We start from the raw sequence: 16829 nt of genomic DNA on the forward strand, positions 1-16829 counted from the left end.
GGTACCCCATGGACAACTGGCGAAAGTCCTCTCACTCCGGCGAAGGCGACGGAAACGCCTGCGTGGAGATCGCCACTACTCCCACCCGCATATCCGTCCGCGATTCCAAGACCCCCACCAACCCTGCGGGCGCCCGCACCCTGACCTTCCCCGCCCCGGCCTTCACGGCCTTCCTCGAAGCGCTGAAAGGCTCTTCTCCGAGCTGACCGCCCCCGTTTCACCTGGCGGTCAATCATTGGCGCACGCACCCGAGTTGGTGTGGAAAGCTGTGGGCAGCCGTCCACCGGCAAGGGGCTCGGCGGCGGCCGAGAGGAGTGCGCAGCGTGAGTCAGGACGGCTTCAGCGCCGGCAGGATCGACACCAGCAGGGCGCACCCCGCGCGGATCTACGACTACCTGCTGGGCGGCAAGGACAACTACGAGGTGGACCAGCAGGCCGGTGACGCGCTGGCCGCCGTCGCCCCCGAGGTGCGGATCGGCGTGCGCGCCAACCGCGCCTTCATGCGGCGCGCCGTCCGCCTCGTCGTCGGCAGCGGCGTCCGGCAGATCCTCGACATCGGCACCGGGCTCCCCACCTCGCCGAACGTCCACGAGATCGCTCAGGAGGTGGCCCCGGACGTGCGCGTCGCGTACGTCGACAACGATCCGATCGTGAGCGCGCACGCCGACGCGCTGCTCAGCGGTTCCGGCGTGAACAGCATCGTGCTCGGCGACCTGCGCGACCCGCAGGCCGTCGTGGACCACCCCGACGTCCGCCGGGTCATCGACTTCGACGAGCCGGTCGCCGTGCTCCTCGTGGCCATCCTCCACTTCCTCACCGACGCGGAGAAGCCCGGGCAGGTCGTCGCCACGCTGCGCGACGCGCTGCCGGCCGGCAGCTTCCTGGTGCTCTCGCACACCACGGGCGACTTCGCCGACCGCAGTGACGCCCAGGCCGTCTACAGCAAGGCCACCGCCACCATGAACCTGCGCTCCCGCGCCGAGATCGAGCGATTCTTCGACGGCTTCGAGCTGGTCGAGCCCGGCCTCGCCCAGGTCCCGTTCTGGCGCCCGGACGGCCCGCCGCCACCCGGATCCGACGAGATCGGCTTCTACGGGGGAGTGGCCCGCAAGTCCGGATGACCCACTGCCGCCACCCGATGCGTGCCCCGGTGTCAGACGCGGGCGGTAGCGTCGGATCATGTCCAATCAACGGGCGGGGGCGCAGGCGGAGACCGGGGCGCGGAACCTCGCGGTGCTGGAAGGCGTGCTGGAGCGGATCACGTACGCCAACGAGGAGAACGGCTACACCGTCGCGCGGGTCGACACGGGCCGCGGCGGCGGCGATCTCCTGACGGTCGTCGGCGCGCTGCTCGGCGCCCAGGTGGGCGAGTCCCTGCGCATGGAGGGCCGCTGGGGCTCCCACCAGCAGTACGGGAAGCAGTTCACCGTCGAGAACTACACGACCGTGCTCCCCGCCACGGTCCAGGGCATCCGCCGCTACCTCGGGTCCGGCCTGGTCAAGGGCATCGGACCGGTCTTCGCCGACCGCATCACGACGCACTTCGGACTCGACACGCTGCAGATCATCGAGGAGGAGCCCAAGCGGCTCATCGAGGTGCCGGGACTGGGCCCCAAGCGCACCAAGAAGATCGCCGAGGCGTGGGAGGAGCAGAAGGCGATCAAGGAGGTCATGCTGTTCCTCCAGACCGTCGAGGTGTCCACGTCCATCGCGGTCCGCATCTACAAGAAGTACGGCGACGCGTCGATCTCCGTCGTCAAGAACCAGCCCTACCGCCTCGCGTCCGACGTCTGGGGCATCGGCTTCCTCACCGCCGACAAGATCGCCCAGTCCGTGGGCATCCCGCACGACAGCCCCGAGCGGGTGAAGGCCGGCCTCCAGTACGCCCTCTCGCAGTCCACCGACCAGGGCCACTGCTTCCTGCCCGAGGAGCGGCTGATCGCGGACGCGGTGAAGCTGCTCCAGGTGGACACCGGCCTGGTCATCGAGTGCCTGGCGGAGCTGGCCGCGCCCGCCGAGGAGGGCGAGGACCCCGGTGTCGTACGGGAACAGGTACCGGGCCCGGACGGCGGGGAGCCCGTGACGGCCATCTACCTCGTCCCCTTCCACCGGGCCGAACTGTCCCTGTCCGCCCAGCTGCTGCGGCTCCTGCGCACCGACGAGGACCGGATGCCGGCGTTCCGGGACGTGACCTGGGACAAGGCCCTGACCTGGCTCAAGGGGCGTACGGGGACGGAGCTGGCCCCCGAGCAGGAGCAGGCGGTCCGGCTCGCCCTCACCGAGAAGGTCGCGGTGCTGACCGGCGGGCCCGGCTGCGGCAAGTCCTTCACGGTCCGCTCGATCGTGGAGCTGGCCAAGGCGAAGAAGGCGAAGGTGGTGCTGGCGGCGCCGACCGGCCGGGCCGCCAAGCGCCTCGCCGAACTGACGGGGGCGGAGGCCTCGACCGTGCACCGGCTGCTCGAACTGCGCCCGGGGGGCGACGCGGCGTACGACAAGGACCGGCCGCTGGACGCGGACCTGGTGGTCGTGGACGAGGCGTCCATGCTGGACCTGCTGCTCGCCAACAAGCTGGTCAAGGCGGTGGCGCCGGGCGCGCACCTGCTCTTCGTGGGGGACGTCGACCAGCTGCCCAGCGTCGGGGCGGGCGAGGTGCTGCGCGACCTGCTGGCCGAGGGCGGCCCGATCCCCGCGGTCCGGCTGACGAAGGTCTTCCGGCAGGCCCAGCAGTCGGGCGTGGTGATGAACGCCCACCGGATCAACGCCGGGCAGCATCCGGTGACCGACCGGCTCGAGGACTTCTTCCTCTTCGTCGAGGACGACACGGAGGAGGCGGGACGGCTCACGGTGGACGTGGCGGCGCGGCGCGTCCCGGCGAAGTTCGGGCTGGACCCGCGCCGGGACGTCCAGGTGCTGGCCCCGATGCACCGCGGCCCGGCGGGCGCGGCGGCGCTGAACGGCCTCCTCCAGCAGGCGGTCACCCCGGCCCGGCCCGACCTCCCCGAGAAGCGGTTCGGCGGCCGGGTGTTCCGGGTCGGCGACAAGGTCACGCAGATCCGCAACAACTACGAGAAGGGGGAGAACGGCGTCTTCAACGGCACGGTGGGGGTCGTCACCTCCCTCAACCTCGACGACCAGCGGCTGACCGTCCTGACGGACGAGGACGAGGAGGTGCCGTACGAGTTCGACGAACTCGACGAGCTGGCGCACGCGTACGCGGTGACGATCCACCGCTCGCAGGGGAGCGAGTATCCGGCGGTCGTCATCCCGGTCACCACGGGGGCCTGGATGATGCTCCAGCGCAACCTCCTGTACACGGCCGTCACCCGGGCGAAGAAGCTGGTGGTGTTGGTGGGGTCGCGCAAGGCCCTGGGCCAGGCGGTCCGCACGGTGTCCGCCGGGCGCCGCTGCACGGCACTGGACTTCCGCCTGGCCGGCGGCCGCCTGCCGGGCTGACCCCGACCTCGGCTCCGACCTGTCACCTTCCGCTGCCGACGGATCAGGGGCGGCCCCGGCGCCCGCGGAGCATCGGTGTGACGGTATCGGCGTGACGGCACCGGCATGCAAACCACGACAGGACAGGACAAGAAGCGGAGAATTCCGACGAGCCGTGTGCTGGTCAACGGCTCGTCGGCACAATGTGAGGGTGTCCACCTTCACCGAGTTCCAACTCGCCGACGGGACCGCCATCCGCTTCGAGCTGGTCCCGCCGCAGGAAACCGTGCCCGGTGCCGCACCCGCCGACGGCCCTGCCGACGACCCGATGGCCGAGCTGCCCGACGGCATGGGGCAGAGCGTGCCCGTGGCCCGCGGCGGGCGGACGGTACCGGCCTTCGCCGCCGAGACGCTGCGCCGGACCCTGCAGCCGCTGGGCCCCCTCCTCCAGGAGGTGCACGACGCCGTCCTCACCTCGGAGCACCCGCCCCAGGAGGTGAACGTCTCCTTCGGCATCCAGATCGGCCACGACCTCAGACTCGGCGTGGTCGGCGGGAGCGGGCAGGCACACATGACGGTCTCGGCGACCTGGCAGACCGCCGCGCCCCGGGGCTGACGGATGGGCTGGTTCCACGACACGGACGGTCCGGCCTCCGTCGATCCGCGTCGATCGGTCGTCTCCGTCCTGCGCCGCCACGACGGCAGGACGGCGGGGGCCGGTGTGCTGCTGGGCGCGGACCGGCTGCTGACGTGCGCCCACGTCGTCAACGACGCGCTGGACAGACCCCCGTTCGAGGTCCGGGCGCCCGGCCACCCGGTAGAGGTGATCCTGCACGGGGCGACCAGTACCACCCGGTACGACGCCGTGGTCGTCCACTGGGTGCCGCCCCGCCGGACCGACGGAGGGCCTAGGGTGCGTGAGAGGGAGGACCGGGAATGGGCCGGCGACCTCGCCGTCCTGCGGATCGAGTCGCCGCCCGGGGACCACGCGCCGGCTCCCCGGTGGCAGCCCATGAGTGAGGGCCAGGCGCTGCGTGCCTGGCACAGCACGGGGCTGCGCAGCTCGTTTGCCGACGTGCACGTCAAATCCTGTGACGACACGATCGGTTACCTGGACGGCGAAGGTACGGGCATGCCGATCGGTCCCGCATACAGCGGCGGGCCGCTCTGGGAGGGCGCGGGCCACGCCGTGGTGGGCATCGTCGCGGCCCACATCATGCCGCCCGCCGACCCCGCGACGGGCCGCGCCGCCGCGTACAGCACGCAGCACATCGCGCGCCGGAGCTGGGGCATCCCGTGGCAGCGCATCCGGAGCGAGCTGAGGGCGGTCGGCGCCGACCGGCTCTTCGACCTGCCCGCGGTGGACCCGGACGACCCGGCGCCGCTCCTCCTGGCGGACCTGCTGGAATCTACGATGCCCTCGCCGATGCTCAGGACGGAGTACGCGGCGGCCGTCGCGGAGCGGTGCGGGCTCGGCCACCGCACCGACGCGTCCGCGCCCACCTTCGAGGAGTTCGCGCACCTGCTGGTGCTCCGCCCGCGCGCGCTGCCCGCGCTGACCGAGGTACTGCGCCGGCGGGACCCCGGCGCCGCCGACCAGTTGCTGGCCGCCGGGCTGCTGTCCCGGACGCCGAAACTGCTCTCCCCGCGGGAGCACCGCAAGCTGTGGGTCCTGCTGCGCGCCGTCCCCGCACCGGTCACCGCCCGGTTCCCGGAGGCCGTACGGGCGGCGCTGCCGCTGGCGGCCGAGTTCCCCCCGGACAACACGCTCGACGGCCTGCTCGACCGGTTGGAGAGCCTGCCGGGCGACAGTCGCACGGAGACGGGCGGGCCGCGGGTCCCCGGGCTGCTGCGCGTCATGGAGTACTTCGCCGTGCTGTGCCAGGCAGCGCCCCGGGCCGGGTTCCGGCTCTGGGTGGACGCGGTGGCCGGACGGCTCGGAATCCCTCGGTCCGCGCTGGCCGAGCGCCGGTCCGACGCGGAGGACTGGGCGCGGGCGCTCGGTGCGCGGACGGCGCCGCTGCGCGTCCTGGTGCAGGTCACCGGCGACGGCGACGATCGCTACCGGCTGAGGATGTGGTGTGACGAGGGCGCGGGCCCCCGCCGGCTCCCCGTCGACGGCGGCACCGCCCACAGCGGCGCCGAGGGGGCGCGCGAACTGCTGCGCGTACTGGAATCGCTGTACCGGGCCGCACCGGACGACCGTCGGCCGTTGGTGGAAGCGCTGGTCGACCGGGCCGGGCTGAACCTCCCGATCGACGAATGGGAGAGCCTCGGCTCCGACGACCTGGTGCCGGGCGTCTTGGGGGCGGAGTATCCGATCATCGTCAACTGCCCGGAACTCCTGCGCCGCAACGAGCGCTTTCTGCCCGACTGGCGCCGAAGATGGAGGCAGCTCGACTCCGGCGTCTCCCTCCGGTTCGGCGACGACGCGACGAGTCCGCGCGAGGTCTACGGCACGCTGATGGACCGGCGTGACGCCGTCCGGGTCAGCGTCGACGCACCACCACGGCTGCGCGACGGGATTGTCCAGGTGTGTCTGGCCGTGGGGGTGCCCGTGGTGGTCTGGGACCGGGGCGCCGGCCGGGAGCCGCACGCCGTCGACCACATGACCGGGGCGACCACCCGAGACCTCCCCGAAGCGGTGCGGTCGTACCGTGCCAAGACCGTGCACCGGCCGCGTGACTTTCCGGGGCGGCCTGTGCTGGCCTGGGCGGACGCGGACCGGACCGTACCGCGACTGCATCTGTCCGAGCCCCGGGAGGGCCGATGAACCCCGCGACCAACCCCGCACCGAACGGAAGCTGGCGGATCTTTCGCGGTGACGGCGTCCAGCGCAGTGTGGTCATGCCGCCGGCCCCGCCGTGGCGGCGCTTCACGTCGGCGCAGCGGCCGCCCGCACCGCTGCCGTACCTGATTTCCTCCCAGCACGCCGATGTGGTCAACGCCGCGCTGCACCTGCGCCGGCCGCTCCTGGTGACCGGACCCGCCGGCACCGGGAAGTCGTCGCTCGCCCGGGCCGTCACCCATGAGCTGGCCCTCGGCGATCTGCTGCGCTGGCCCGTCAACAGCCGCTCCGGCGTCCAGGACGCGCTCTACCGGTACGACGCCATCGGGCGATTACGGGAGACGACTCTCAGCCGGGACCGCCCCGGGACGGAACCCTCCATCGGCAGTTTCATCCGGCTGGGACCGCTCGGCACGGCGCTGACACCCGCCGGAGCACCCCGGGTGCTGCTGGTCGACGAGATGGACAAGGGCGACGTGGATCTGCCCAACGACCTGCTGACGGTGTTCGAGGAAGGCGTCTTCGAGATCCCCGAGCTGGTACGGCTGCCGGCGGACACACCGGTCGTCGATGTCATGACGGCCGACCACGAGGGGACCGTGAGCGTCGAGCGGGGACGGGTGCAGTGCACCGAGTTCCCCGTCGTCGTCATCACCAGCAACGGCGAGCGGGACTTCCCGCCCGCGTTCCTGCGCCGCTGCATCCGGCTCGACCTGCCGGTGCCGGACGAGGAACGACTGCGCGCGATCGTCACCGCCCACCTGGGCCCCGACGTCCTGCTCGACGTCGACGACCTCCTCCAGGCATTCCTGCGCCGCAGGGCACCCGGGGAACTCGCCACCGACCAACTGCTCAACGCCGTGTTCCTGCGGGTCGGGGGTGTGGACCTGGACGCGGAGGGGCTGCTGGACGCCGTACTGCACCAACTGTCAGGGGCTGTCTGACCATGACGGACCCGGACCCGCGACTCGGCGCGGCTCTGCGGATCCTCAAGAACGTGGGTCAGGACCTCGATCCGCAGGAGGTGCTCGACGTACTGTGGCTGGCCCGAGCGCTGTCCGGGGACGGCAGCAGCGGCGGCGGCACCGCCGACGCCGACGGTGAGGCCGGTGGAGGAGAGCTCCCGCTCGCCCGGACCCTGGCCTCGGTGCACCGGCTCCGGGAGAGCGGGGCACCGGGCCCCGACCGCGCAAACGGGGCGACCGCCCGGGAGGGCGACGGGCCGTCCGGGACGCCGGAGTCCGGTGGGCCGTCGCCCGCCGATCCGGAGTTGCACGCGGGCTCGCTGCGCGACCCCCTGCCGGACGGACCGGACGCGGACGCCCCTCCCGAGGCATCCCGGCAGGATCCCTTTCCCCCGCCCCCGAAGGAGAAGTCGGCGCTGCCGCTGCGGGTGCCGGAGGACAAGGCCCTGCCGCTGCAACTGGAGACCGGCAGGGCCCTGCGGCGGCTGAAGATCAAGGTCGCCAGCAACCGCCGCCAGGAACTCGACGAACGGGCCACCGCGGCCGTCCTGGCGGAGACCCGGCTGCCGGACGTCGTGATGCGTCCCGCCCGTGAACGGTGGCTCCACCTGGTGATGGTGGTCGACGACGGGCTGTCCATGCTTCTGTGGCACCGGCTCGCCACGGAACTGCGGACGGCGATGCAGCGCCTCGGCGCGTTCCGCTCCCTCCGCGTCCTCGGCCTCGACACCCGTACCAGCGGCGGCGCGCCGAGTCTGCGCGGGCGCCCTTTCGACCCGCACAGCTCCACGATGTCGCCCTCGGTGCTCACCGACCCCTCGGGCCGGACCCTGGTCCTCGTGGTCAGTGACGGCATGGGCGCGGCCTGGCGCCGCGGAAGCATGCACGGCGTACTGCTGGAATGGGCGGCGGCCGGCCCGGTGGCCGTCGTGCACGCCCTGCCGCCCAGGCTGTGGGCGGGCTCCGGCATCCAGGCCGACCGCTGGCAGGCCACCACACGACGGCCGGGAGGCGCCAACACCTCCTGGGACGTCACCGACCGGGTACTGCCCACGGTCCTGGTGGATTTCGCCGGGGTGCCGGTCCCGGTCCTCGAACCGACCCCGCAGGCGCTGCGCGACTGGGCCAGGCTCATCACCTCACCGGGCACCACCGTGGAGCTGCCGCTGCTGTCCCGCCCCCGCGAGCACGAGGCGGTCGCGAGGTCCCGGGCGGCGGGGCACCTCCAGCACTTCCGGGACGCCGCCTCCCCCGAGGCGTACCGGCTGGCCGCGCACCTGGCCGCCGTGTCACCCGTCTCCGTACCGGTGATGAGGCTGGTGCAGTCCGCCGTGCCCTGGCAGGCCAGCACCGCACATCTGGCGGAGGTCTTCCTGAGTGGGCTCGTCCACCCCCATCCGGCGCCCGCGCCGGGTCCGCTGCCCGTCCAGCACCGGATCTTCGACTTCACCGAGGAGGCGAAGAGCGCGCTCCTGGACGCCGTCCCGAGCGCCGAACTGCTGCGCACCGGCCGCCGGATCGGCCGCCGCCTCGAACAACTGGCGGGCCGATCACCGGACTTCCCCGCCTGGCTGGCCCATCCGGACGGAGCGGACACCCTGCCCTCGGCGTTTCGCTCCTTCACCGCCGTCGAGCGGCGGCTCATGGCCCGGTTCGGGGTGTCGATGGAACCGCCGCGCGCGGCCCTGCCGACGGCACGCCCCGACCGCGCGGCCCGGTGGAGCCCGCTCACCCCCGAGGACCCCCGGCGGCTGGGCGGGTTCCACCTGCACGGACGCCAGGTGGGCAACCGTACGATCGTCTACCTCGGCCGCGACTCCGGCGACCGGCAGGCGGCCGTGCGCGTGGTCCGGCCCGACCAGCCGGCCTCCACCCACCAGTTGCTCGTGACCGAGGCGGAGGCACTGCGGCGGATGGGCGGCCGGTACGCCCCGGAGCTGCTGGCCACCGGGTTGGACGAACGCCCGGCGTGGATCGCGACGGGCCTGCTGACCACGGCCGGCGGTCCGGACGCCCCACTGCCCCGGCTGAGCGACCTGATCGGCCCCGATGCGCCGTACGGCAGCGGGTACCTCGACATCATCACCAGTCTCACCCTCGGCTGGCAGTTGGCGAACGCACTCAACATCAGCCACCTGAAAGGGCTGGCACCGGCGGACCTCTCCGCCGACTCGGTGTTCGTCCTGAGCCGCCGTTCGATCGTCTTGGGCGGACTGTCGGACTGCGCCGTGGACGGAGAGTACGCGGGAGAGGGGCCCCTGCCGACAGCGGCCGGCAACGTCGAGTCACTCGGCCGGCTGCTTCAACTGGTCAGCGGCAAACCGCTCCCCGGACTGCCCGGTACGCCGGAGGGAATGCACCTGTGGCAGGGGGACACCTGGCAGCCGCTGCGCAAGCTGGTGCTGAAATGCCTCCTCCCGGACGCGGAGCAGCGGCCCACGTCGAGCGAGGTGGCGGAGGTGCTGGCCCGGTACGTGGCGATCGCGCGCGCCCTGCAGGGCGGTACGCCGGCAGCCACCACCGCTCCGACCGCCGGGAGCAGGAGCGTGGCGGCCACGCCGCGTCCGCCGCTCACGGCGGCTGCCCGGGGCGGGTCCGACGGTGCCGTGCCCGGCCGCCCGGCTTCCGGGCGGGAGCAACCGGGCGTCGTGGCCCCTCCCGCCCGGTCCCCGGCACCGCGCATCGGCCGGTGGGCCCTGCTGCGGGGCATCGGGCTGGGCAGGGCCGCCCACCACCGGTCCGCCTCCCTTGCCCGGCGCCCCCTCGCATACGGCCGTCGCATCACCCTGGCGGGCGTTCACCCGAGCTGCGGCCGGGCCACGACGACCCTGACGCTGGGAGCCGTCCTCGCCGCGTTGCGCGGCCGGCCGGTGCTGGCACTCGACGGGGCCCCCGCACGGGGGGACCTGCATCACCGGCTCGGTCCCGAGCACCGCCGGAGGCAGCGGGGCGCCGATCGCTCGACACTGCACGAGGCGACGACGCTGCCGGTGGGCACGTCACACGACGGGATCCGGCGGCTGGCGGCCACCACTCCGTCCGGCCTGGAGGTCCTCACGCACAGTGCCACCCACTCCGTACACAGTCCGGCGTACGGGGACGAGTACCGCAGGCTCATGGCACTGACGGCGCCGCACTACCCGGCTGTCCTGACCGACTGGGCCGGACTCCGGCTCGACCGGACCGCGGACGTCGTACTGGATCTGACGGACGTCCTGGTCGTCTGCTGCACCACCTCGGAGGAGTCCGTCGAGTCCGCCAAGCGCTTACTGGACCGGCTGCGCGAGAGCCGACCGGCTCTCGCCGACAACGCGATCGTGGTGGCGACGCGGCTCGGCGGCATCGTCAGGGACACCCGGGAAGCGCACATCCGCGGCCGGTTCAGCGGCCGGCCGGACCGCTGCCTGGTGGTGCCCTTCGACGCCCATCTGGCCGGCGACTGGGAGATCCGTCTCGACCGGATCAAGCCGCGCACCGCGGAAGTGTTCGTGCACCTCGCGGGGCGCGTGGTCGGCGATCCGCCGGACTGACCCCGCCGTCGGGCCGCCGGAAAAAATGATCGATCAAACGAGTCGGAAACGTCACACGGCACTTTCGGAAGGCCGTCGAAACGGGCAGGATGAACAAGTTGGCGGCACTGAGTGCCGCCGATGAGCCCAATGGTCGACCCCGAGTGCACTCTCCTGCGCCAAATGGGGGATGGTAGAGACAGTCAGGGCACCTCGAAGAAGAGGCACAACGTCGGTGAGGGATGACGTGAGCGAGCACACCAACAACGCTGTAGTACTGCGGTTCGGCGACGGCGAGTACACCTACCCGGTGATCGACAGCACCGTCGGCGACAAGGGCTTCGACATCGGGAAGCTCCGCGCCCAGACCGGTCTGGTGACGCTGGACAGCGGTTACGGGAACACCGCCGCCTATAAATCCGCGATCACGTATCTCGACGGTGAGCAGGGCATCCTCCGCTACCGCGGGTACCCGATCGAGCAGCTCGCCGAGAGCTCCACCTTCCTGGAGGTGGCCTCCCTGCTGATCAACGGCGAGCTGCCCACGGTCGACGAGCTCTCCACCTTCCAGAACGAGATCACGCAGCACACCCTGCTGCACGAGGACGTCAAGCGGTTCTTCCAGGGCTTCCCCCGCGACGCCCACCCGATGGCCATGCTGTCGTCGGTGGTCTCCGCGCTCTCGACGTTCTACCAGGACAGCCACAACCCCTTCGACGAGAAGCAGCGCCACCTCTCGACGATCCGGCTGCTCGCCAAGCTCCCGACGATCGCCGCGTACGCGTACAAGAAGTCGATCGGTCACCCGTTCGTCTATCCGCGCAACGACCTGGGCTACGTCGAGAACTTCCTGCGCATGACCTTCTCGGTCCCCGCGCAGGAGTACGAGCTCGACCCGGTCGTCGTCTCCGCGCTCGACAAGCTGCTCATCCTGCACGCGGACCACGAGCAGAACTGTTCGACCTCCACCGTGCGCCTGGTGGGCTCGTCGCAGGCGAACATGTTCGCCTCGATCTCCGCCGGCATCAGCGCCCTGTGGGGCCCCCTGCACGGCGGCGCCAACCAGTCCGTCCTGGAGATGCTGGAAGGCATCCAGGCCAACGGCGGCGACGTCGACTCCTTCATCCGCAAGGTGAAGAACAAGGAGGACGGCGTCCGCCTGATGGGCTTCGGCCACCGGGTGTACAAGTCCTTCGACCCGCGCGCGAAGATCATCAAGGCTGCCGCGCACGACGTCCTCTCGGCCCTCGGCAAGTCCGACGAGCTGCTGGACATCGCGCTCAAGCTGGAGGAGCACGCGCTCTCCGACGACTACTTCGTCTCGCGCAACCTCTACCCGAACGTCGACTTCTACACCGGTCTGATCTACCGGGCCATGGGCTTCCCGACCGAGATGTTCACGGTCCTGTTCGCCCTCGGCCGGCTGCCGGGCTGGATCGCCCAGTGGCACGAGATGATCAAGGAGCCGGGGTCTCGCATCGGCCGTCCGCGGCAGATCTACACGGGTGTGGTCGAGCGGGACTTCACGCCTGTCGAGCAGCGCTGACGCTCCGCTCGCCCGTTGCCCGCAGGTTTTCGTCCGCGGGCCCGTTGTGGCTGGTCGCGCAGTTCCCCGCGGCCCTGACGGGCCCGCGGCCCTGGCGATCAGCCATGCCTCGAGTGCAGAAGTGAACGGACGCGATAAAGAAGGCGCCCCGCTGCCGGTCCCCCCACGGGCCGGAGTCGGGGCGCCTTCCCATGTCCCGGTGCGGATTCCCCCCACGGGATCCGGCCGGGCGTCCGAAGGCAGCGCCTGAATCGCTGCGGTGCGGTCTGCCGGGACCCGTACACACGGGAGGGCCGCTCAAAGCTCCCCGCTGTACGCGCCCCGGCAACGCAGTTCCGAGAACGTCCCCCAAGACGCTCCCAGATGCCAGAAACGCCCCCCAAGACGTGTCTGACATCGTCAATCTAGACTCACGAACCCCTTCGATGGTTACGTTGGCAGTACTGTGATCTGCGTCTCTTCCCTTTGTGCCGAAGGTGTCCGCGAGGCCCGATATGACTATCGGGACCAAGCGTAAGGAAGATGCGCACCTCGTGTGAAGAGCTTATGTGAAGGGGCGTCCCGGACTCTAGGGGGACTCCTGCCTGTTCATCATGAAAACGCCCTGAGCCGAAGGCTGTTCGTCACCACGAACACCGAGGAGAACGCCATGGCCGCTCCCGCGATCATCGGGTTCAGCAGTCCCGCAGCGGCCAGCGGCAGCGCCGCCACGTTGTAGCCGAAGGCCCAGACCAGGTTCCCCTTGATCGTGGAGAGGGTCCTGCGCGACAGCCGGATCGCGTCGGCGGCCGTCCGCAGATCCCCCCGTACGAGCGTCAGGTCGCTCGCCTCGATCGCCGCGTCCGTCCCGGTGCCCATCGCGAGGCCGAGATCCGCGGTGGCGAGGGCGGCCGCGTCGTTGACGCCGTCGCCCACCATCGCCACGACCCGCCCCTCGGCCCGCAGCCGCTCGATCACGCCGACCTTCTCCTCGGGCAGCACCCCGGCGATCACGTCGGCCGGGTCGATGCCGACGGTCCGGGCCACGGACTCGGCGACGGTCCGGTTGTCCCCGGTCAGCAGCATCGGGGTGAGCCCCAGGGCGCGCAGCGCGCGGACCGCCTCCGCGCTGGTCTCCTTCACGGCGTCGGCGACGGTCACGACCCCGTGCGCCGTACCGTCCCAGGCGACGGCCACGGCGGTACGCCCCTCCTCCTCGGCCCGCGCCGTGTGCGCGGCCAGCGCGTCGGGGAGCGCGATCCCGGCGTCCGCCAGGAGGCGGGTCCGGCCCACGAGCACCGCACGGCCCTCGACCGTGCCGCGGACGCCGAGCCCGGGGACGTTCTCGAAGCCCTGTACGGCCGGCAGGGGCCCGGTCCGCTCCTGCGCGCCCCCGGCGACGGCCCGGGCGATCGGATGCTCCGAGGCGTGCTCCAGGGCCCCCGCGAGCCGCAGGACCCGCCCCCGCCCCGCGTCGGTGCCGTCGGCCGCGTGCACCTCGTGCAGGGTCATGCGACCGGTCGTCACCGTTCCGGTCTTGTCCAGGACGACCGTGTCGACGCGCCGGGTGGACTCCAGCACCTCGGGGCCCTTGATGAGGATGCCGAGCTGGGCGCCGCGGCCCGTACCGACCATGAGGGCGGTGGGGGTGGCCAGTCCCAGGGCGCACGGGCAGGCGATGATCAGTACGGCGACGGCCGAGGTGAACGCGGCGGCCGTGTCACCGGTGGTGCCGAGCCAGACCCCGAAGGTGCCGGCCGCGATCAGCAGCACCACGGGCACGAAGATCCCGGAGATCCGGTCGGCGAGGCGCTGCACCCGCGCCTTGCCGTTCTGCGCGTCCTCCACGAGCCGTGCCATCCGGGCGAGCTGGGTGTCGGCGCCGACCCGGGCCGCCTCGACGAGCAGCCGCCCGCCGGCGTTCACGGTCGCCCCGGTGACGGCCGAACCGACCGTCACGTCCACCGGCACCGACTCGCCCGTCAGCATCGACACGTCGACCGCCGAGGTCCCCTCGACGACGGTGCCGTCGGTGGCGACCTTCTCGCCGGGCCGTACGACGAAGCGGTCGCCCACGGCCAGCGCGGCCACCGGGACGCGGACCTCACGGCCGTCCCGGACGACGGAGACGTCCTTCGCGCCCAGTTCCATCAGGGAGCGCAGGGCGGCGCCCGCCCGCCGCTTGGAGCGGGCCTCCAGATAGCGGCCGAGGAGGATGAGGGCCACCACGCCCGCGGCCACCTCCAGGTAGATCGCCGAGGAGCCCTGCGCACGGGAGACGGTGAGGGAGAAGCCCTCGTCCCGCATGCCGTCCATGCCCTCCATGCCTCCCGTGCCCGCGTCGCCCCGGAACAGGGCCCACAGGGACCAGCCGAACGCGGCCAGCGTGCCGGTCGAGACGAGCGTGTCCATGGTGGCGGCGCCGTGCCGGGCGTTCTTGAACGCGGCCCGGTGGAAGGGCAGCCCGCCCCAGACGACGACCGGCGCGGTCAGGGTCAGCGCGAGCCACTGCCAGTCGTCGAACTGGAGCGCCGGGATCATCGACAGCAGGACGACGGGGGCGGCGAGCAGCGCCGAGACGAGGAGGCGTTCGCGCAGCGCGGCCAGCTCGGGGTCGCGCTCCGCCGCGGGGCCTCCGGCGACGGACCCGGCGGACCCGGCGGACCCTGCGGACTCCGGGACCTCCGAGATCTCCGGGGGCTTCGGCGACGGTGGGGGTTCCTCCGCCGTGTAGCCCGTCCTCGCCACGGTGGCGATCAGGTCGGCGACCGCCACCCCGTCCCCGTACGAGACCTTCGCCTTCTCCGTCGCGTAATTCACGGTGGCGGTGACGCCGTCCATGCGGTTGAGCTTCTTCTCGACCCGGGCCGCGCAGGAGGCGCAGGTCATCCCCCCGATGGTCAACTCGACCCGGGAGAGCGCGCCGGCCTCCTCGGTCCCGGTGGTCGCTGCGGTGGTACTGCTCATGTCCGTGCTCCAAGGGACGGACCGGGTCGTACGGAGCCGGAGCCGGCCGGCCGGTACGAACCGGCGCGGCCCGGTGTGACCCGGTGCGATGAGGTGCTGCGAGGTGAGGTGGAGTTCGCTGCCGTGCGGTGGGCGGAAGGTGTGCGCCGTCGTCCGTCAGGCCCGGCCGGCGAGCTCGAAACCGGCCTCGTCGACGGCGGCTCGCACGGCCTCCTCGTCGAGCGGGGCGGCGGAGACCACGGTCACCTCGCCGGTGGAGGCGACGGCCTTCACCGAGGTGACGCCGGCGATCCCGGAGATCTCACCGGAGACCGCGCCCTCGCAGTGTCCGCAGCTCATCCCGCTTACCCGGTAGACGGTGGTGACGGAGCCGGAGGTGTCGGTGTGGGCGGTCATGTCATTGCTCCTCGTCGAGATGGTCGAGATGGTCGAGATGGTCGAGACGTGCGGGGCGTGCGCCGCGTACCCGGTGCGCGTGGAGTGCACGGGATGGGACACGAGTGGCCCAAGGGCTTCCACCGTACCCAGACTATACCCCTAGGGGGTACGTTCAAAGGGTTGACGGCGACGGAGGGAGAGGGACATGCGGGCAGTGGTCTTCGAGCGGTACGGGGAGCCGGCCGAGGTGCGGGACGTGCCGGACCCGGCACCCGCGCCGCACGGCGTGGTGGTCGGGGTCGGGGCCACCGGTCTGTGCCGCAGCGACTGGCACGGCTGGCAGGGCCACGACCCGGGCATCACGCTGCCGCACGTGCCCGGCCACGAACTCGCCGGAACCGTCGAGGCGGTGGGCGCGCTGGTGACCCGCCACCGGCCCGGCGACCGGGTCACCGTGCCCTTCGTCTGCGCCTGCGGGAGCTGCGCCTCCTGCGCGGCGGGCGACCAGCAGGTGTGCGAGCGGCAGACCCAGCCCGGATTCACGCACTGGGGGTCCTTCGCCGAGTACGTCGCGCTGGACCACGCCGACGTGAACCTCGTCGCGGTGCCGGACGAGCTGTCCTTCGCGACGGCGGCCGCGCTGGGCTGCCGGTTCGCCACGGCGTTCCGCGCGGTGGTCGCGCAGGGGAGGGTGGCGCCGGGGGAGTGGGTGGCCGTGCACGGCTGCGGGGGTGTCGGGCTGTCCGCCGTGATGATCGCCGCCGCCGCCGGGGCGCGGGTCGTCGCGGTCGACCTCTCGCCACGGGCGCTGGACCTGGCGCGCCGGTTCGGCGCCGCGCACCGCGTGGACGCCTCCCGGACCGGCGACACGGCGGCGGCGGTCCGGGACCTGACCGGCGGCGGCGCCCACCTCTCGCTCGACGCGCTCGGCTCCCCGGCCACCTGCGCGGCGTCCGTCGCCGGTCTGCGCCGCCGCGGCCGGCACGTCCAGGTGGGCCTGCTCCCCGAGGACCCGGTGGTGCCGATGGCCCGGGTGATCGCCCTGGAACTCGAACTCCTCGGCAGTCACGGCATGCCCGCGCACGCCTACCCGCCGATGCTGGAGTCGGTGCGCGCGGGGCTGCTGCGCCCCGACCTCCTGGTGACGTCCACGATCCCGCTGGCGGCGGCACCGGCCGCCCTGGCGGCGATGGGGACGGCACCGGGGGCGGGTGTCACGGTCGTCGAACCCTGGGCGTGACGGCGTGACGGCGTGACGGCGTGAC

Annotated in this window: 11 protein-coding genes; 9 read left to right on the forward strand and 2 right to left on the reverse strand. The window is 72.3% G+C overall.

The features are described 5' to 3' along the window. Nucleotides 1-8 precede the first annotated feature (8 nt). From KM933_RS16350 to KM933_RS16385, 8 genes are all read left to right on the forward strand, one after another. Complete coding sequence (locus KM933_RS16350; RefSeq protein ID WP_221352774.1) at nt 9-206, forward strand: DUF397 domain-containing protein; 198 nt, start codon at nt 9-11, stop codon at nt 204-206. A 117-nt stretch (nt 207-323) separates the two neighbouring features. Then, on the forward strand, nt 324-1121 hold the full coding sequence (locus KM933_RS16355) for an SAM-dependent methyltransferase (protein WP_221352776.1): 798 nt from the start codon (nt 324-326) through the stop codon (nt 1119-1121). A 58-nt stretch (nt 1122-1179) separates the two neighbouring features. Beyond that, a complete protein-coding gene (gene recD2, locus KM933_RS16360) occupies nt 1180-3453 on the forward strand; it encodes an SF1B family DNA helicase RecD2 (RefSeq protein ID WP_221352778.1) in 2274 nt (757 codons plus the stop codon). Between the two features lie 190 nt (nt 3454-3643). After that, nucleotides 3644-4048: a CU044_2847 family protein gene (locus tag KM933_RS16365; protein ID WP_221352780.1), complete on the forward strand. Its 405-nt coding sequence runs from the start codon at nt 3644-3646 to the stop codon at nt 4046-4048. A 3-nt stretch (nt 4049-4051) separates the two neighbouring features. After that, nucleotides 4052-6205 (forward strand): VMAP-C domain-containing protein, encoded by a 2154-nt coding sequence (locus KM933_RS16370; RefSeq protein WP_221352782.1) that lies wholly within the window; start codon nt 4052-4054, stop codon nt 6203-6205. After that, nucleotides 6202-7164: an AAA family ATPase gene (locus KM933_RS16375; RefSeq protein ID WP_221352784.1), complete on the forward strand. Its 963-nt coding sequence runs from the start codon at nt 6202-6204 to the stop codon at nt 7162-7164. The genes KM933_RS16370 and KM933_RS16375 overlap by 4 nt, the downstream gene beginning before the upstream one ends. Before the next feature lie 2 nt (nt 7165-7166). After that, nucleotides 7167-10715: an SAV_2336 N-terminal domain-related protein gene (locus KM933_RS16380; RefSeq protein ID WP_221352787.1), complete on the forward strand. Its 3549-nt coding sequence runs from the start codon at nt 7167-7169 to the stop codon at nt 10713-10715. Nucleotides 10716-10941: 226 nt separating this feature from the next. Continuing rightward, nucleotides 10942-12240, forward strand: coding sequence for a citrate synthase (locus tag KM933_RS16385; RefSeq protein ID WP_221352789.1), 1299 nt, complete (start codon nt 10942-10944; stop codon nt 12238-12240). A 591-nt stretch (nt 12241-12831) separates the two neighbouring features. Here KM933_RS16385 and KM933_RS16390 read toward each other — a convergent pair. Both KM933_RS16390 and KM933_RS16395 read right to left on the reverse strand, forming a co-directional pair. After that, entirely contained in the window at nt 12832-15186 is a 2355-nt protein-coding gene (locus KM933_RS16390) for a heavy metal translocating P-type ATPase (RefSeq protein WP_221352791.1), read from the reverse strand. Nucleotides 15187-15342: 156 nt separating this feature from the next. Further along, nucleotides 15343-15582, reverse strand: coding sequence for a heavy-metal-associated domain-containing protein (locus tag KM933_RS16395; RefSeq protein ID WP_221352793.1), 240 nt, complete (start codon nt 15580-15582; stop codon nt 15343-15345). 187 nt (nt 15583-15769) lie between these two features. On the opposite strand from KM933_RS16395, the gene KM933_RS16400 reads away from it, so the two are divergent. Further along, entirely contained in the window at nt 15770-16804 is a 1035-nt protein-coding gene (locus KM933_RS16400; protein WP_221352795.1) for a zinc-dependent alcohol dehydrogenase family protein, read from the forward strand. The last annotated feature ends 25 nt before the right edge of the window (nt 16805-16829 follow it).

The sequence above is a fragment of the Streptomyces beigongshangae genome (assembly GCF_019710745.1).
Lineage (GTDB): Bacteria > Actinomycetota > Actinomycetes > Streptomycetales > Streptomycetaceae > Streptomyces > Streptomyces beigongshangae.